This is a genomic window from Flavobacterium sp. UBA7682, assembly GCF_002482945.1.
Lineage (GTDB): Bacteria > Bacteroidota > Bacteroidia > Flavobacteriales > Flavobacteriaceae > Flavobacterium.
In genome coordinates this window covers 191849-209773 of record NZ_DLGY01000026.1, presented here as the reverse complement: position 1 = coordinate 209773, position 17925 = coordinate 191849, and the positions used below count along the sequence as shown (strand labels likewise).

Here is a 17925-nt window from a genome sequence, read left to right as displayed (position 1 = left end):
GAACAATATTAAACTTTGCGCTTGTGCGAGAGATTATTTGGTTAGCAAAACAGCAACAATTCGATCTGAGGCGCATCCGTCCCAAAGTTCAGGAATTCCTCTTTTTGACAAACCATTTTTTAGAAATTTTGCAAATTCTAAAGTTAAATTTTCAATAGAAGTTCCAACTAAATTATTCGTTCCAATTTTTATAGTTTCAGGTCTTTCAGTAGTTGTTCGCATCGTAAAACATGGGATTCCTAAAACCGTAGTTTCTTCAGAAATTCCGCCCGAATCCGTAATCACAGCAAAACTGTTTTGAATCAGAAACATAAAATTCAAATAGCCTTGAGGTTCTACCAAGAGGATATTTTTTAGGGTCAGTTTGGTTTCGCCCAAAATTGCTTTAGTTCGCGGATGAATCGGAAAAACTATCTTCTTGTCGCCAACCATTTTATCAATGCCTTGCAGCAACGCAATCAACGATTTTTCTTCGTCAACATTCGAAGGCCGATGTAAAGTCAGAATGACGTAATTATTCTTGACTAAACCAAATTCATCCCAAAATTGCGGTGGCGAAATTCTAGTGAGGTTTTGATATAAAGTGTCGATCATCACATTGCCGACAAAGTGAATGTGCGTTGCATTGGCACCATATTTTATAAGATTTTCTGAGGCGGTTGTTGAAGTTGTGAAGAAATAATCGGTAATACTATCGGTTACAATTCGGTTGATTTCTTCGGGCATAGTCATATCTCCGGAACGAATTCCGGCTTCGACATGTGCCACTTTTACATTGAGTTTTTTGGCAACAATTGCGCAAGCCATAGTCGAGTTGACATCGCCTACGACCAAAACCAAATCGCTCGGATTTTGGATTAATTCTTTTTCAAAAGCCGTCATAATGGCAGCAGTTTGTTCCGCTTGAGTCCCACTTTTGACTTCCAAATTGGCATCCGGTTGCGGAATATTCAGCTCTTCAAAAAAGGTTTCACTGAGATTTTTATCATAGTGTTGACCGGTATGAACCAACCGATAAGAAATGTTTGTTCCTTTGGATTGTTTTTTTTCAATCGCTTTGATGATGGGAGCGATTTTGATAAAATTGGGTCTGGCGCCTGCAATTATGGTGATTTTCATAAATTATTTTACTGTCGAAATAAACTGCTTCAATTTGCCGCTTTTGCTTCTTTCTAATGTTGATTTTCGGGTGAATTTGAACGTTAAACCACTTTCCAAATAGGTGGCAATGGCTTTTTCAATATTTTTTATTTGTATTGATGTCAATTCGATTTTACTGACGTATTCAATATCAAAAGTATCGATTTTCGTTTGTTTAATGACAAATTCTTTTACATTTCCATCGTCTTCAATAATGCTTTTGGTTACATAATAAAAAGTCAATCCCGGAGATTTTTTACCGCTTGGCAAAATGGCAATATCATTAGTTCTTCCGATTAATTTTTTAAGAATTGGTTTTTTGAACGTGCTTTTTTCGTCTAAAATCCCAACATCACCAATATCATATCGGATGAAAGGATGTGCTTTGTTGTATAAAGACGTAATTACTATTCGGCCTTCTTTTCCATTAGGTAAAACAGCATTATCATCGTCTAAAATCTCTACGAATAAAGTTTCAGAATTGACTTGCCATTCGCCGTCAGGATTTTGAAAAGCTATCAAATCCAATTCGGAAGCGCCGTATTCATTGACTACCGGAACACCAAATTGTTTTTCGAGTAGTTTTTTATCATCATCGAATAACATTTCCGAAGTAACAACACAACATTTCAAAGTTGGACAAACGGTTTTTAAAAGGATGTTTTTTTGTTGCAAAAATTTGGCAAACAATACTATCGAACTAGTGTAGCCATTGATATAATCGAAACGTTTTTGTTTGAATTTTTCCAGTACGGTTTCCAAAACTTTATCTGATAAATCAAAAATAGGAAAGCGATAACGATGGCTTAAAAAATCTTTGAAACGTTCTTTGGTGTTGCCTATAAAATCTAACGGAATTCCATAAAAACGAGCTTGTAAAGACGAATTGAAATCTATCCCAAACCATCCAAATCGGTCAAAAATATTGACCCAGGTTAAAGCGTGAGAGAATTTATCTTTAGCAAAAATGAATGGATCACCACTGGAACCGGATGTTTTATTGACATAGACATTTTTGAGATTATAACCCTCAGAAAGTCTTTGTGATAATGGTTTTTGAAAATCTTTTTTGGTCATTATCGGAAGTTTATTCCAATTATCTGACATTCTATCCCCAATTAATTCTTTGTAGGAAGTATTGTGTTTAAGATGAAAAGCTACAATTTCTTTTCTTTTTTCAGTTAAATAGCTTTCATAGTTTGCTTCGTTTAAGGATTGAATTTTTTCAAATTCAGCTTGGGCATCCTTCATCGGATAGCCATTGAGTTGAAGCGATAAGTTGAAGATGTTGAGCATAAAGTAAAAAAAAAGGGCTAACAAATGTCAGCCCTTAAAAATACTATTTTATTAGTATTAATTTTTTATAATCTTAATAGTTTCTGATTTGCTTGCTGAATTAATTTCAAAGAAATAAACACCAGCGGCATAATTTGAAATGTCAAGAGTGTTTTCAACACCATTGAATTCTCTTGTAACCATTACTTTTCCTGATAAATCGGTAACTTTTAAAGTGTATGAATCTAAACCTTCCGTTTGTAAATTTACAAATGAAGTAGCTGGATTTGGATATACTCTAAACTTACTGGTATTAAAATCATTGTTAGATAACGTTCCGGAAAATTTAAATACACCACCTGTAAAAGGATCTTCATTAAATCCTGCACACCATCCTGTAGAACCATCTAAGAAAGTAACAGTACCTCTTTGTTCTCCTGAATCAATTGGAATCCATGTAGTACCATTATCACTACTATAGGCAGAACCAGATGGCGTTCCAGCTGATGTAGCAACTAAAGTTGTAGTTCCAGGAACATAAGTCAAAACTCTATAAGCTCCGGTAAATGGAGTTCCTGCATCCCAAGTGGCACCACCGTCAGTGGTTTTATAAAATGTGTAAGTTGTCCCGGCAGTTTTTAACAAACAACCATTAGTAAGAGAACTCATGGTTAATCTTGCACTTTGTGCTGTTCCGGCAAAATCAGTCACCGGTGCTTGAGAAACAGTCCAATTAAGTCCCATGTTAGAAGATTTTAAAATTCTTCCTTTGCTGGTTACCAACCAAATAGTATTACCAATTGCAGCGTTTCCGCCATTGTATCCATATTCAATTGATGCGCCTGAACCTAGAGGATTTGGGATATTTGCTCCCGGTACTAAAGTCCATGTTTCACCACCATCTGAAGTTGTATAGATTTCAAATTCGCCACCAACTGGATCTCCGAAAGAAACACCATTATTAGCATCAAAAAAATGAACCCCATTGATAAATGAACTTGCAGCATTAAAAGCGCCGGCATTTTGTTGTTCCCAACTAACACCACCATCTGTAGTTTTGTAAATAACACCATTATTTCCTACAGTTGGAGTCAGTGCACTTACCCAAGCAGTAGTAGCACTAATTGGAGCGATATTGTTAATGGATAAAGCTGGGTCACCAACATTAATAGTTCCAGGAGTCCATGTATTTCCTCCATCGGTAGTCATCGTAAACTCTTGAATTACATTTTCTGCGTCTAATCCATCATAAGCTAATGCCCAGACTGTACTAGAATTTACAATATGAATTTCTGAAAGACCTCTGCTTAGAAAGTCAAAACCGGTTGCTTGTGCGTTCCATGATTGAGCATTCGAACTAAATCCTAAAATAAGTAGAGAAAAAGAAAGTAAAATTTTTTTCATTTGAGTATAGTTTTTTTATTTCGCAACTAAATTAATCAAAATTGAGGAACAAAAAAAGAATACTTGTATTTTTGCATACTTTTAACACAACACACAACATTAAAAATGACAATTTTACTACTTGGTTCCGGAGGTCGAGAACACGCCTTATCCTATAAATTACTTCAAAGTCCACAGTGCGAAAAACTCTTTGTTGCACCAGGAAACGCTGGCACGGCTGTAATTGCTACCAATGTTTTTTTTAGCCCAACAGATTTTGAGAGCATCAAAGCGTTTGTAATTAAAGAAAAGATTGACATGGTGGTTGTTGGACCAGAAGATCCTTTGGTTCTTGGCATTTATGATTTTTTTAAAAACGACAACGACATAAATCATGTTCCGGTAATTGGACCGTCAAAAATTGGCGCACAATTAGAAGGAAGTAAAGAGTTTGCCAAAGAATTCTTAATCAAACATAAAATTCCAACAGCGGCTTATGACAGTTTTACTTCAGAAACAGTTGAAAAAGGATGCAGGTTTTTAGAAACACTACAACCACCATATGTTTTAAAAGCAGATGGATTGGCTGCCGGAAAAGGCGTTTTAATTCTCAATGATTTAGAAGAAGCTAAAACCGAATTGCGAAATATGTTGGTTCATGCCAAATTTGGAACCGCCAGTTCAAAAGTGGTTATAGAAGAATTTTTAGACGGTATCGAATTGAGTTGCTTTGTTTTGACTGATGGTAAAAATTACAAAATGTTACCAACGGCCAAAGATTACAAAAGAATAGGCGAAGGTGACACCGGATTAAATACCGGCGGAATGGGTGCTGTTTCACCAGTGCCTTTTGCGGATAAAATTTTATTGGAAAAAATAGAAACCAGAGTTGTAAAACCAACTGTTGAAGGTTTGCAAAAAGACGGAATCGAATACAAAGGTTTTGTGTTCATCGGATTAATCATTGTCAAAGGTGAACCAATGGTAATCGAATACAACGTAAGAATGGGCGATCCGGAAACCGAAGTCGTAATGCCAAGAATCCAATCAGATTTAGTGGAATTATTTCAGGCGGTTGCGAATCAAAAACTAGATGACGTTACTTTAGAAATCGACCCAAGAAGCGCGACCACAATTATGGTAGTTTCTGGCGGATATCCAGAAGATTACGGAAAAGGTTTTGAAATTACCGGAATTGAAAATGTAGAAGATTCATTAGTTTTTCACGCCGGAACTAAAATCGAAAACGGCAAAATAGTAACCAACGGTGGAAGAGTGTTGGTAGTCACTTCTTTTGGAGACAACTTTCAAGAGGCCATAAAAAAATCTTACCAAAATATAGACAAGCTACATTTTGATAAGATGTATTTTAGAAAAGATATCGGTTTCGATCTAGCTTAAGAAAGAATGAGCCGTAGTGTCTTGGTTTTCTTCGTTGTTGTCTTGATGCTTCTTCAATTCTTTACACCAGTAAACGATGTATTTGCAACAAACAATGATTAAAACCCAACTAATGATATTGGCTAACCACCAATTGCTTAATTCTAATGCGCGCAACCAATCTAGTGGTTTGAATAAAAAGTCTACGAATAAAGTTTGAATGCCTTCAAAAAATGCTTTCATTTTATAAAATGTTATATTTACAGCACAAATGTATAAAATATCCTCATGATAACAAGTGTTTTTAAAAAATCTACAATTCTAAATTATTCGCTAATTGTAATTTTAGTATTGTTTTTCTTTTTTCTACATAAATCGAGTGACCTTCACCCGAAAAATTTATCCGATGGATTTCTAAATACTATTGAAGCATTGGTCTTATTATTAGCGTCTCTTTTCTTAGTTAATTTTATTGTAAAAAAAAATGGATTAACAAAAGACAGCAGTTTTGCCATTCTCTTTTTCTTGCTTTTCCTGGCCCTTTTCCAGTCAATTTTTAACAATACAAATATATTATTTGCCAATTTTTTTCTGTTATTGGCCATCAGAAGATTAATTTCTTTGCAGACCTTAAAACAACCCAAAGAAAAGATTTTTGATGCATCCATTTGGATTTTTATTGCCGCATTATTCCATTTTTGGTGTATACTTTTTATCGTTTTAGTCTATATTTCTATCATCTTTCACGTGTCGAGAGATTATAGAAATTGGCTTTTACCATTCGTAGCCTTTGTAACTACAGCGGTAGTTTTTTTCGCCGCGGCTTTGTTTTTTGATAAAACATGGATAGACCATATTTTTAATCAAACGCGAATGAATTTTGAGCTTGATTATTTTACTAATAATTATCAAAATGTGGCGCTTTCTTTTTATTCCGTAATTGCCTTATACTTTGTTTTTTCAACAATTTTCACAGTATCAAACAGACCACTTATTTTACAAGCATCGTATAAAAAAATGATTTTGGCCTTTATCGTTGGAGTGATTGTTTTTCTAATTTCTCCCGATAAAAATAACAGTATGTTGATTTTTACCCTAATGCCTTTGTCTTTAATGTGTACCAATAACATTGAGTTTTCTCAAAACAAGATGTATAAAGAGATTGTATTGTTAATACTAATTTTAGGAAGTTTTTTTATCTTTTTTGCTCAGTTATAATTTACTGCCGTAAGCCAAATCACCGGCATCACCCAAACCGGGAACGATGTAGTTTTTCTCATTGAGTTTCTCATCTAAAGCAGCAACCCAAAGATGACAGTTTTTCGGTAGATTTTTTTCTAGAAATGCTATGCCTTCCGGTGCGGCAATTACAACGGCAATGTGAATTTCCTTTGGTTTTTGTTCCAAATGTAATTTATTCAAAACGGCTACTAAAGATTGTCCGGTGGCCAACATCGGGTCAATTAAAATCAGATTTTTATTTTCAAAAGACGGCGCTGCTTGGTATTCGACCAAAATATCAAACTTATCATCGTTGTTATAATGATGGCGATAAGCAGAAACAAATCCGTTTTCGGCATTATCAAAAATATTCATAAAACCGGTATGTAAAGCCAATCCGGCACGAAGTATGGAACATAAAACTACATGGTCAGCAATGGTAGTCGTGTGTTTTATCCCCAAAGGCGTTTGTACCTCAATGTTTTTATATTCTAAAGTTTTGCTCAATTCATAAGCCATAATCTCACCAATGCGCTCGATGTTTTTTCGAAAACGCATGCTGTCTTTTTGAATGTTGACATCGCGAATTTGGGCCAAAAAATGATTGAGAATACTATTCTGCTCTGAAATGTAATGAATGTGCATGGACGACTTTAATTTTGTATGTTATGGTAAAAGTATAAAAACTATCTTTGCACCAGAGACCTTTTGGTCGAATTTTATGTACCCGAGCCGTCAAGGTGAACGGAACGAAGTTAAATAAAATAAAAATCTAAGTTATGTTTTCACAATTTGCCTTTCCTATTTTCGAGCAAAGTATAAAAGATTACCACGTTATTGATGATGTTTATCAACCAACGTTAAATCCATACACCAAAGGAACTATCGAGTATTTATTGTATGCCAAAAATTGGGTTGATACTGTACAATGGCATTATGAAGACATCATCCGTGACCCCAATATTGATCCGGTAGCCGCTTTGGTTTTGAAAAGAAAAATCGATGCCTCGAACCAAGTGCGTACCGATATGGTAGAATACATCGACAGCTATTTTCTTCAAAAACATAAAGACGTTCAGGTAAAACCCAATGCCAAAATCAACACCGAAAGTCCGGCTTGGGCTATCGACCGTTTGTCTATCCTGGCTTTGAAGATTTATCATATGAATGAAGAAGCGAATCGAGCAGAAGCAACGGCCGAACACAGAGCCAAATGCCAGGAGAAATTGAATGTACTGCTAGACCAAAAAAACGATATGTTTATTTCCATTAACGATTTGTTGACCGATATTGAAAACGGAGACAAATTCATGAAAGTCTATAAGCAAATGAAAATGTACAACGACGACGATTTGAATCCGGTTTTGTACCAAAATAAAAAATAAAAAACGACAAACTTTTGTCAAACCCAATCACACATATAGCCGTCATCCGATTGTCTGCCATGGGCGATGTCGCAATGACGGTTCCGGTTATCCGCGCATTTGTGCATCAAAATCCGAGTGTGAAAATTACCGTGGTTTCGCGTCCGTTTTTCCAACCTTTTTTTGACGAAATTCCGAATGTAAATTTTTTTGCTGTCGATGTGAAAGGAAGACACAACGGGTTTTTTGGTTTAGTCAAATTGTATTCCGATTTGAAGAAGCTAAATATTGATGCTATTGCCGATTTGCATAACGTGCTACGTTCTATAGTCCTTCGAAATTTATTCGCGCTAAGCGGAAAAAAAGTCGCGCATACTGATAAAGGTCGCGCCGATAAAAAAGCATTAACTCGTGCCGAAAATAAAATCTTCGAACCGTTAAAATCGATGGTGGAAAGACATGTTGATACCTTCAAAGAACTTGGTTTTTTCGTTGATTTATCCAACCCGATTTTTCCCGAAAAAGCCATGTTGTCTGATGAAATTTTGAGGATTTCAGGTGAAAAAGAAAGTCAAGAATGGATTGGCATTGCACCGTTTGCTCAATATGAAAGTAAAGTTTATCCGTTAGATTTGATGCAAAAAGTAGTTAATGAATTGGCTACCAATCAAAACTATAAAATCTTCCTTTTTGGTGGCGGAAAAAAAGAAACAGACCAATTAAATATTTTGGCTACAGCCAAAGAAAATGTGATTGTCGTTGCCGGAAAATTATCATTTGAACAAGAATTACAACTCATTTCCAACTTAAACCTCATGCTTTCCATGGATTCCGGAAATGCTCATATTGCGGCAATGTTAGGCGTCAATGTCATCACGCTTTGGGGCGCAACGCATCCTTACGCGGGCTTCAAACCGTTCAACCAACCGATGGAAAACTGCTTAGTTTCCGATAGAGAAGAATATCCTTTATTACCAACTTCGGTATACGGAAACAAAAAAGTAGTCGGTTACGAAGATGTGATGAGAACAATATCAGTTCAGAAAATAATAAGCAGTATTCAGTCGCATTTAGCATAAACTGAACACTATTTACTGAACACTGAACACTTTTCTATACATCATCAAAATCCACATAAATCTCCGAAGAAGTCGGATGCGCTTGACAAGTTAAAATCAATCCGTCAGCGATTTCGCCATCAGTTAAAATAGAATTCTTTTTCATTTCGGCCGAACCGTTGGTGATTCGCGCCAAGCAAGAACTGCAAATGCCTCCTTGACAAGAATAAGGCGCATCGATACCTTGTTTTAAAGCCGCTTCCAACAAAGTTTGTTTTTGTGACATTTCAAAAGTGGTTTCTTCATCATCGACCATTACCGTAATTTTGGTATGGCCTTCATGAGAAGCAGCAGCGGTATTTTCAGCAGCGGTGGAAGTCGAAAACAATTCGAATTTGATGTTTTTTTCCGGAATACTGTGTTCTTTCAATACATTAGAAACCAAATTAATCATTTCTTCGGGACCGCATAAATAGAACTTGTCAAACTCTTTTTCTTTGTGTTTGTTGTTCAACACAAAGTTTACAGTTGATTTATCGATTCGACCAAAAAGTTCATTTTCTACTTTGGCTTGACTGTACACAAAGTGGACAAAAAATCTTCCGACATACTTGAGTTGCAAAGCGTGAAGTTCATCGTGAAAGATAGTTTCTTCCGGGGTTTTATTCCCATAAACCAATACAAAAGAACTGTTTGGTTCGCCTTCTAAAACCGATTTTAGAATTGACATTACCGGGGTAATTCCACTTCCCGCAGCAAAAGCGGCGTAGTTTTTTAAGTTTGAAAAGGTAGGTTCGAAAGTGAATCTTCCTTCGGGTTGACTTACTTCTAAAATATCACCGGCTTTCAAATTATCATTGGCAAATTTGGAAAAGTGCCCACCTTTTACTGATTTAATGGAAATACGCAATTCATCACTATTAGGCGATGAACAAACCGAATAGGCGCGACGCACTTCTTGTCCGTCAAGCGTCAATTTAAGATTAACGTATTGACCGGCTGTAAATTGGTAAGCCGATTTTAATTCGGCCGGAATGGTAAAAGCGACAGAAATAGCACTAGGTGTTTCGCGCTTTACTTCTTTGATATGTAATTTATAAAATGAAGACATGAAATTTGTTTTTGCAAAGGTAACGAACGATTCACTTTTGAGAAAATAATAATTTATACCTAAGATTTCTATGTATATAAAAAACTTATGTATATTTGAATTTCAAAAATAAAACCCGATGAAAAGTTCTCAATTGTACAAAGGAAGTTTAACCACGATTGTGATGAAACTTTTAGAAGAAAACGGCAGAATGTATGGCTATGAAATTACCCAAAAAGTCAAGGAAATCACCAAAGGAGAGTTGAAAATCACCGAAGGCGCCTTGTATCCCGCGTTGCACAAACTCGAAGCCGAAGGCGTTTTAGAAGTCGAAGTGGAAAATGTAGACAATCGCCTGAGAAAGTACTATAAACTTACCGAAAAAGGTTCGGCAGAAACCATTAACCGTTTGGCGGAATTGGAAGATTTTATACGAAATATGCAAACCTTAGTACAACCTAAATTAGATTATAAGCCATGAAATTATCAAAAGAAGAAATCAAATTTATTGATACTTATTTGGAAAGCAACGAGGTCATTTACTCTGATATCCGTCAGGAAATGGTAGACCATATTGCTTCTGCGGTTGAAGAAAAAATGGAATTGGAGCGTGAGGATTTTTACCATGCATTCAAATCCTATATGCTGGTCCATAAAAAAGACATTCTCAAAAACAACAAAAAGCGTTGGAGTTTTTCTTGGGAAGCCATTTGTCAATTTTTACTGTTTTTGGTCAAACCTTATATGGTAATTTTTGGGGTTTTGCTGTTTTTCTTTTTCAAGAATGTAAATGTTAACCTTTATTTCTCTGAGGATTTTACCCTTAAAAATTTGTTTTTTGTTTTGGTCTTGACGGCTATCCTTTTTCAGTCGGGATACATTCATTTTTATCTTAAAAAGAGATTTTACACAGTCGAAAAAACGGCAGTTATATTGGCAATAATTTATTACGGACACCTATTTTTCTTCCCGGTTTTCGGGACAGAACAAGTTTCTTATTGGACACTTACTGTTTTCAGTTTTTTGTTTTTTGGCTATGTTGTCTTTTTTATACAAGAATTGATAAAATTTCACAAGCACCGATTTAATTACATTTAGCATGAAACTCAACGCCGAACAAGTCGAAAGACTTTATACTTTCACGCGCCAACATTATGTAGAATATTACGATTTGCAAACCGAATTGGTGGATCATTTGGCGAATGCCATTGAAGAACAATGGGTAGAAATTCCAAAATTGTCTTTTGAGGAAGCCTTAAAATTGAATTCAAAAAATTCGGCGTTTTTGGGTTTATGGAAGTGGTAGAAAAACGACAAGCAGCGTTGCAAAAAAAGTATCATAAATTGGTTTGGAATGAGCTCAAAAACTTTTTCCGTTGGCCCAAAATTATCGGAACCTTAGCGACTATCGGTATTGTTTTTTACGCCTTAAAGTTATTCCAACAAGATGTTGTAATAGTACAAATGGCTTTTGTGGTTTTGGTCGTTTCCTTTTTTGTCGGGATTTTTTGGTTGTCCAAAAAAAACAAAAAGAATCGCCAAAAAACCGGAAAGAAATGGTTGCTCAAAGAAATTATTTTCGGCTACGGTTCTATCACAGGATTGATGAACTTGCCGATACAAATCGCCTTAAATATCAGAGGTGAAAACTACAGCGATTGGGCTTTGTTGTTCTTTAGTTTTCTGTTGATTATTATGGCGCTTGGCGAATATATTGTGTTGGTTTTAATTCCGTCAAAAGCCGAAACAATTTTGAAACAAACCTATCCTGAATACGAATTTGCCAACTAATTTGTAACTTTTTTCTATCTTTATAAACTAACACACAAAACCTAATACCAAGCAATATGTTCAAACATTTTATTAGACTCGAATGGAAATCTTTTGTCCGTTCGGCTTCTTTTGGGACCAATCTCGCGCTGAAAATCATCATGGGATTAGGAGCGTTATATTTTATGGCTTGTTTTGCCATCATGGGAACAGCCGTTTTTTTTATTCTGAAAGACAACGGCATGGAACCACTTTCAGCCATTAATAAATTCATGATTTATTATGTGCTGTTCGATTTGATTATCCGTTATTTTCTTCAAAAAATGCCGGTAACCAATATCAAACCGCTGTTGATTTTACCCATAAAACGAAGCACTATCGTTCATTATTCTTTAGGCAAAACAATCCTCTCGTTTTTCAACATTTTACATGCTTTTTTCTTTGTCCCTTTCACGATAGTGTTATTGTATAAAGGTTACGGCTATCAAGCTATATTGTGGCATTTGGCTATGATGGCGCTGATTTATACCAATAATTTTTTGAACATTTTGGTCAACAGTAAAAACATTGTTTTTTATATTGTACTTACACTTTTAGTGGCTTTGGCAGCGTCTCAGTATTACAATGTTTTCGATATTACCGCTTACAGTCAAGGGTTTTTCCAAAATATGTATGATACTAATTATTGGTTTTTAATTCCGATTATTTTGGTTGCCATTGTCTATTACAGCGCTTATAACTACTTCAAAAATCGCTTGAATTTAGATGATGGTTTGGCTAAGAAAAGTGACTTGGCGACAACTGAAAATTTCACTTGGTTGAATCAATTCGGCACTTTAGGAACATTCCTCAAAAATGACATTCGATTATTAAAAAGAAATAAACGTTCGAGAATGACATTGATTATGAGTTTTATATTCATTTTTTATGGATTGTTATTTTTTACACAATCTATCGAAGCCTATGATAATCCATGGATGAAAGTATTTGCCGGCGTCTTTGTTTCAGGAGGATTTTTGTTCACTTTTGGGCAGTTTATTCCGAGTTGGGACAGCGCTTATTACCAATTAATGATGAGCCAGAATATCCAATACCGAGAGTATATTAGTTCAAAATGGTGGTTGATGGTCATCGGGACTGTAATTTCAACAATTGTGGCGTCGTTCTATTTGTATTTCGGATTGCATACTTATTTGATTATTGTTGCTGCTGCAATTTTTAATATTGGTGTCAACTCGCATTTGGTGATGCTTGGTGGTGCTTTTGTAAAAACGCCAATCGACTTAACGACCAGCAAACAAGCCTTTGGTGACAAACAAGCTTTTAATGTAAAAACCATGTTAATCGCCATACCAAAAATGTTGTTGCCCATGGGATTATACGCTTTAGGCTATTATTTATTTTCTCCGAATGTCGGACTGATATTCGTAGCCGGTGCCGGTGTTTTAGGCTTTGCTTTCCGAAATTATGTTTTCACACAAATTGAGAAAATATACAAAACCGAAAAGTATGCTACCATCGCAGCTTACAAACAAAAAAACTAATTACTTTTTACTAATTATTAATTACACGAAAAATGATACAAGTCAATAATCTTTCCAAAACATATGCAAATGGCGTTCGCGTTTTAAACATTGAAAATCTTGAAATCCCGAAAGGACAAAGCTTCGGTTTAGTAGGAAACAATGGTGCCGGAAAAACTACTTTCTTTAGTTTATTGCTCGACTTAATCCAACCTAGTTCCGGACATATTATAAACAATAAAGTTCAGGTTAATACCAGCGAAGCTTGGAAACCTTTTACTGCGGCTTTTATTGACGAGAGTTTTTTAATAGGTTATTTGACTGCCGAAGAATACTTCTATTTTATAGGTGATTTGCGTGGACAAAACAAAGCCGATGTAGATGCCTTACTAAAAGAACATGAAGAGTTTTTTAACGGAGAAATCCTAAACAGCCGAAAATACCTAAGAGATTTATCGAAAGGAAACATGAAGAAAGTTGGGATTATTGCCGCCTTAATCGGTAATCCTGAAGTGGTAATTTTAGATGAACCGTTTGCGAATCTTGACCCGACAACGGTAAACCGTTTGAAAAAAATTATCAAAGAATTGGCTGATGATCCTAACAGAACGGTTTTGGTTTCGAGCCACGATTTGGTGCACACTGTTGAGGTTTGTAACCGAATTGTAGCCTTGCATTTGGGCGAAGTCGTAAAAGATATTCAAACTTCACCAGAAACTTTAAAAGAGTTGGAAGCATTTTTTGCAGTCTAATTTTTTGCCATATCAAAAAGAAACGTATTTTTACCAGTTAGTTATACTATTTATAACTTTTTCACGTTATTATAAAAATACGTTTCGCTTTGAAAACCAATACTATTAAATATCTTATCTATACCGGATTGCTTGTTTTTTTGATAGCTTGTTCTACCAAAAGAAACACTTTCCTTTCCCGAAATTCCCACGCACTTAGCACCAAATACAACATCTTATACAATGGCGAAATGGCCTTGGAAAAAGGTATTGATGATGTTAAATTGCAAAACAGCGACAACTTTTGGGAATTACTACCAATTGAGAGAATGCAGGTTACCGAAGAAAGAATGTTACCCGGTGAAAACAGAAACACCAATTTCGAAAGAGCGGAAACCAAAGCCACTAAAGCCATCCAAAAGCATTCGATGAACATTCAGGGTTCTGAGAAAAACCCTCAAATGGACGAAGCGCACTTGCTTTTGGGACAATCCAGATATTACGAACAACGATTTGTGCCGGCATTGGAAGCCTTCAATTATGTATTGTATAAATACCCTAAAAGCGATAAAATTTACGAAGTAAAAATTTGGCGTGAAAAAACCAATATGCGTTTAGAAAACGACGCGATTGCAGTGAATAACCTGACCAAACTTTTAAAAGAAATCAAATTCAAAGACCAAGTTTTTGCAGATGCTAATGCGGCATTGGCTCAAGCATTTTTGAATTTGGAAGAAAAAGACAGCGCCGTGGCCAAAATAAAATTGGCTACAGAGTTCACCAAATCCAACGAAGAAAAAGCAAGATACCGATTCATATTGGCACAACTCTATGAAGGATTGGGTTACAAAGACAGCGCTTATGCGAAATACCAAGAGGTAATCGACATGAACAGAAAATCGGCTCGCCAATATGTGATTCAGGCGCATGCCAAACAAGCAGGTCAGTTTGATTACAAAAGCGGTGATACAATTGCATTCTTAAAAAAATTCAATGACTTGCTTGAAGACCGAGAAAACCGTCCTTTTTTAGATGTCTTGAATCATCAAATGGCATTGTTCTATGAGAAAAGAGGAAACAATGGCACAGCTAAAAAATATTATGAAGCTTCCCTAAAAAAGAAGACACAGGATACTTATCTTATTGCTTCTAATTATAGAAATTTAGCCGATTTATATTTCATCGATTCTAAATTTGTTACAGCAGGAAAATATTTTGACAGCACATTAGTTCATTTAAAACCAAGAACTCGCGAATTCAATTTGATTAAAAAGAAAAGAGAAAATCTTGAAGATGTAATTAAATATGAAGCTATTGCTCAAACAAACGACAGCATTATTTCATTGTTTTCTATGTCAGCCGCTGACAGAACCGCTTATTTTCAAAAACATATTGAAAAGCTGAAAAAAGAGGAAGAAATCGCCCAAAAATTAGCCGAGAAAGAAGCCAGAATCAAAGAAAATCAAGAAAGAAGTGAAGGTAAAATAGATTCGGATATCAATTCCAATCCTAAAAAAGCAAGTCCGACAACCAATTCAAATACAGGTGGAAGCGAAGGAACATTTTATTTTTATAACCCAACAACAGTTGCTTTTGGACAAAAAGAGTTTCAAAAGATTTGGGGTAAACGAACACTTCAAGACAATTGGAGATTAGAAACAAGCCCTGCTAAAACTGATGAGAAAGAAGAGTCAGATCAAGTTGACAAAGACTCTGAAAAAATTTCAAAAGAAGCAGTGGTGGAAGAGCGTTTTACACCTGATTTTTACATTAAACAATTGCCAACCAGTCAGACACTTATTGACAGTTTGAGTAAGGAGAGAAATTTTGCCTATTACCAATTAGGAGTTATCTACAAAGAAAAATTCAAAGAATATCAGTTAGCCGCAGATAAGTTAGAGCGTTTGTTGCAAAATGATCCGGAAGAAAGATTGGTTTTGCCTTCGATGTATAATTTGTACAAAATTTATGAAATTATAGATAAGTCGAAAGCCGAAGAAATGAAAACCAGAATCATCACTTCTTTCCCAAATTCGAGATATGCTCAAATTTTAAACAATCCGAATGGTGAATATGCTGAAAACAGTGACTCGCCAAAATCAGTTTATGAAAGCCTTTACAAACGCTATCAAGAAGGAGATTATAAATTAGTTTTGACCGATACAGAAAGTGCTATCGACCGATTTACGGGAGATGAAATTGTTCCGAAATTAGAATTGTTAAAAGCCAATATTGCCGGAAAATTAGCCGGGCTTGATGAATATGGGAAAGCCCTTAATTTTGTCGCTTTGAATTATCCGAATAGTGAAGAAGGCAAAAAAGCTGAAAAAATGTTATCGGTTGATTTGCCGAAATTACAAGCTTTACAATTGTCAAGTCTCGATTCTAAAAATTGGAAAATTTTGTACAGAACTAAAGATTTTGAAGATAAAAACACCAAAATTCTTAGAGAGAAAATCGCAAAGTTTATCAAAGACAGAGACTTAGGAAAACTAACTGTTTCTTTGGATATTTATACAATGACTGATAATTTCGTAGTGATTCACGGCATGAATTCTAATGATTTAGCGGTTGGAATTACTTCAATATTGAAAGATTATAAAGATTATAAGGTTCAAGAAGTGCCTATTATTATTTCAACAGAAAATTATACTATTCTTCAGATTAAAAAGAATTTAGACGAATTTTTAGCCGGAAACCTGACCAACAATCCAACCAAACCGAATTGGGACGGCACTATAGAAAAACCGGTAGTCCAAGAACAAAAACCGGTTCAGAAACAAGAACAACAAAATTCTAAAGACAATCAATCGGTAAAAACACAAAAAGGAATAGAAGAAGATGAAGGGCAAATGGGTTTACCACCTTCGCCTCAAGGACAGCCAAAATCAGGCAAAAAAGGATAAAGTTATGTTTGAGAAAAGCCCAAAATCATACACTGATCTTTTAGGAAAAACCAACAGAATTGTGGAAGGAACTACGATTACAGGAGATATTGTTTCTCCAGCCGATTTTCGTTTGGATGGCCATCTGATTGGTAATTTTCAATCTAAAGGAAAAATTGTGATTGGTCCGGCCGGAAGTGTAAAAGGAGATATTGTTTGTAAAAACGCCGATATCGAAGGCACTTTTGAAGGCAAAATACAAGTTCAGGAAATCCTTAATGTAAAATCAAAATCCCATATCATTGGAGAAGTGATTTGTGGTAAACTTTCCGTAGAGCCCGGAGCCGAATTTAGTGCGACTTGCGTCATGAAACCACATGTGAAAAACCTTCCTAATAATGGACAATCACCCGAAGAAAAAAGCGCGTAACAAGTGGTTAACACTCATCAATATTCCTATTCAAATGGGCGTAATTGTTTTTTTATTCGCTTATCTCGGTCGTTGGCTCGACGAAAAATATTCCAATCCGCATAGAATATATGTAAAGATTTTAACGATGGTCGGCGTTGCCATTGCCTTTTATAACATCAACCGTCAATTGAAAGAAATTAATAAATCAGATAACCAATAATATGAATTTAGACAAATTCAAATCGATTTTCACCCTTTTGTTATTAGGAGTAATAGGTTTTGTTGTTCAGAAACTATTATTTTATTTTTTTGTTCCAAAAGCTTATGAAGAAGGATTTATCTACTCGATTGAGTTGTTGTATTTGTTCTTTTTCTTCTTTTCTGCCATGCTTATTTTGATTTTGAACAAAGTCAAACAGAACAATATCAATTCGGTGGGTTATACCTTTTTATTTCTTACAACTTTAAAGATGGTAATTGCGTATGCGTTTTTAAGACCAATATTGGCTGGAAACCTTCCCAAAACGCCTACAGAAAAAATGAATTTTTTTATCATTTTTATTTACTTTTTGACAATAGAAACCTTTGTAACCATCAGAATTTTAAATAATAAACAATAAACTTGTTTTAAAATGACAATTCTATCAAAAAAATTAAAACTTATACTTTTTAATATTAATTAATATTGTACTT

General features: G+C 35.2%; 20 protein-coding genes. 14 read left to right on the top strand and 6 right to left on the bottom strand.

Annotation, left to right across the window (positions count from 1 at the left end):
- Positions 1-33 precede the first annotated feature (33 nt).
- The 3 genes from wecB to B3C16_RS07265 are packed head-to-tail and all read right to left on the bottom strand — an operon-like array spanning position 34 to position 3819.
- Positions 34-1119, bottom strand: a complete 1086-nt coding sequence (gene wecB / locus B3C16_RS07275) for a non-hydrolyzing UDP-N-acetylglucosamine 2-epimerase (RefSeq protein ID WP_291130373.1) — start codon at positions 1117-1119, stop codon at positions 34-36.
- A gap of 3 nt (positions 1120-1122) precedes the next feature.
- Positions 1123-2436, bottom strand: a complete 1314-nt coding sequence (locus B3C16_RS07270) for a phenylacetate--CoA ligase family protein (RefSeq protein WP_121312223.1) — start codon at positions 2434-2436, stop codon at positions 1123-1125.
- 57 nt (positions 2437-2493) lie between these two features.
- Positions 2494-3819 carry a T9SS type A sorting domain-containing protein gene (locus B3C16_RS07265; protein WP_121312224.1) on the bottom strand — a complete coding sequence of 442 codons (1326 nt, stop codon included), beginning with the start codon at positions 3817-3819 and terminating at the stop codon, positions 2494-2496.
- 105 nt (positions 3820-3924) lie between these two features.
- On the opposite strand from B3C16_RS07265, the gene purD reads away from it, so the two are divergent.
- Positions 3925-5199, top strand: coding sequence for a phosphoribosylamine--glycine ligase (purD, locus tag B3C16_RS07260; protein ID WP_291130368.1), 1275 nt, complete (start codon positions 3925-3927; stop codon positions 5197-5199).
- On the opposite strand, the gene B3C16_RS07255 is transcribed toward purD, so the two are convergent.
- On the bottom strand, positions 5191-5421 hold the full coding sequence (locus B3C16_RS07255) for a DUF6341 family protein (protein ID WP_121312226.1): 231 nt from the start codon (positions 5419-5421) through the stop codon (positions 5191-5193). The two genes, purD and B3C16_RS07255, sit on opposite strands and share 9 nt — an antisense overlap.
- A gap of 45 nt (positions 5422-5466) precedes the next feature.
- On the opposite strand from B3C16_RS07255, the gene B3C16_RS07250 reads away from it, so the two are divergent.
- Positions 5467-6396 (top strand): DUF6427 family protein, encoded by a 930-nt coding sequence (locus B3C16_RS07250; protein WP_121312227.1) that lies wholly within the window; start codon positions 5467-5469, stop codon positions 6394-6396.
- Here the strand turns inward: B3C16_RS07250 and upp are convergent.
- On the bottom strand, positions 6391-7044 hold the full coding sequence (gene upp, locus B3C16_RS07245) for a uracil phosphoribosyltransferase (protein ID WP_121312228.1): 654 nt from the start codon (positions 7042-7044) through the stop codon (positions 6391-6393). The two genes, B3C16_RS07250 and upp, sit on opposite strands and share 6 nt — an antisense overlap.
- 134 nt (positions 7045-7178) lie before the next feature.
- Here upp and B3C16_RS07240 point away from each other — a divergent pair, with 134 nt between their 5' ends.
- Together B3C16_RS07240 and B3C16_RS07235 are read left to right on the top strand one after the other, a co-directional pair.
- Positions 7179-7784 carry a DUF4254 domain-containing protein gene (locus tag B3C16_RS07240; protein WP_162126792.1) on the top strand — a complete coding sequence of 202 codons (606 nt, stop codon included), beginning with the start codon at positions 7179-7181 and terminating at the stop codon, positions 7782-7784.
- A gap of 59 nt (positions 7785-7843) precedes the next feature.
- Positions 7844-8842 carry a glycosyltransferase family 9 protein gene (locus tag B3C16_RS07235; protein WP_291130571.1) on the top strand — a complete coding sequence of 333 codons (999 nt, stop codon included), beginning with the start codon at positions 7844-7846 and terminating at the stop codon, positions 8840-8842.
- Positions 8843-8876: 34 nt separating this feature from the next.
- Here B3C16_RS07235 and B3C16_RS07230 read toward each other — a convergent pair whose 3' ends face one another.
- The gene (locus B3C16_RS07230; protein ID WP_291130360.1) at positions 8877-9932 is read right to left on the bottom strand and encodes a ferredoxin--NADP reductase; all 1056 of its coding nucleotides are present in this window, start codon (positions 9930-9932) and stop codon (positions 8877-8879) included.
- Positions 9933-10050: 118 nt separating this feature from the next.
- Here B3C16_RS07230 and B3C16_RS07225 point away from each other — a divergent pair, with 118 nt between their 5' ends.
- From B3C16_RS07225 to B3C16_RS07180, 10 genes are all read left to right on the top strand, one after another.
- Positions 10051-10392 carry a PadR family transcriptional regulator gene (locus B3C16_RS07225; protein WP_291130357.1) on the top strand — a complete coding sequence of 114 codons (342 nt, stop codon included), beginning with the start codon at positions 10051-10053 and terminating at the stop codon, positions 10390-10392.
- Positions 10389-11009: a hypothetical protein gene (locus B3C16_RS07220; protein ID WP_291130354.1), complete on the top strand. Its 621-nt coding sequence runs from the start codon at positions 10389-10391 to the stop codon at positions 11007-11009. Before B3C16_RS07225 ends, B3C16_RS07220 begins: the two co-directional genes overlap by 4 nt.
- A gap of 1 nt (position 11010) precedes the next feature.
- Positions 11011-11217, top strand: coding sequence for a hypothetical protein (locus B3C16_RS07215; protein ID WP_291130351.1), 207 nt, complete (start codon positions 11011-11013; stop codon positions 11215-11217).
- A complete protein-coding gene (locus tag B3C16_RS07210) occupies positions 11205-11702 on the top strand; it encodes a hypothetical protein (RefSeq protein WP_291130348.1) in 498 nt (165 codons plus the stop codon). The genes B3C16_RS07215 and B3C16_RS07210 overlap by 13 nt, the downstream gene beginning before the upstream one ends.
- A 56-nt stretch (positions 11703-11758) precedes the next feature.
- Positions 11759-13225, top strand: a complete 1467-nt coding sequence (locus B3C16_RS07205) for a DUF5687 family protein (protein ID WP_291130345.1) — start codon at positions 11759-11761, stop codon at positions 13223-13225.
- Positions 13226-13257: 32 nt separating this feature from the next.
- Positions 13258-13956, top strand: a complete 699-nt coding sequence (locus tag B3C16_RS07200; protein WP_291130342.1) for an ABC transporter ATP-binding protein — start codon at positions 13258-13260, stop codon at positions 13954-13956.
- An 89-nt stretch (positions 13957-14045) separates the two neighbouring features.
- Positions 14046-16841: a tetratricopeptide repeat protein gene (locus B3C16_RS07195; protein WP_291130339.1), complete on the top strand. Its 2796-nt coding sequence runs from the start codon at positions 14046-14048 to the stop codon at positions 16839-16841.
- A 4-nt stretch (positions 16842-16845) separates the two neighbouring features.
- The gene (locus B3C16_RS07190; RefSeq protein WP_291130336.1) at positions 16846-17250 is read left to right on the top strand and encodes a bactofilin family protein; all 405 of its coding nucleotides are present in this window, start codon (positions 16846-16848) and stop codon (positions 17248-17250) included.
- Positions 17219-17452, top strand: coding sequence for an AtpZ/AtpI family protein (locus tag B3C16_RS07185; RefSeq protein WP_121312236.1), 234 nt, complete (start codon positions 17219-17221; stop codon positions 17450-17452). The genes B3C16_RS07190 and B3C16_RS07185 overlap by 32 nt, the downstream gene beginning before the upstream one ends.
- Position 17453: 1 nt before the next feature.
- Positions 17454-17852 carry a hypothetical protein gene (locus tag B3C16_RS07180; RefSeq protein WP_121312237.1) on the top strand — a complete coding sequence of 133 codons (399 nt, stop codon included), beginning with the start codon at positions 17454-17456 and terminating at the stop codon, positions 17850-17852.
- Positions 17853-17925: the final 73 nt, after the last annotated feature.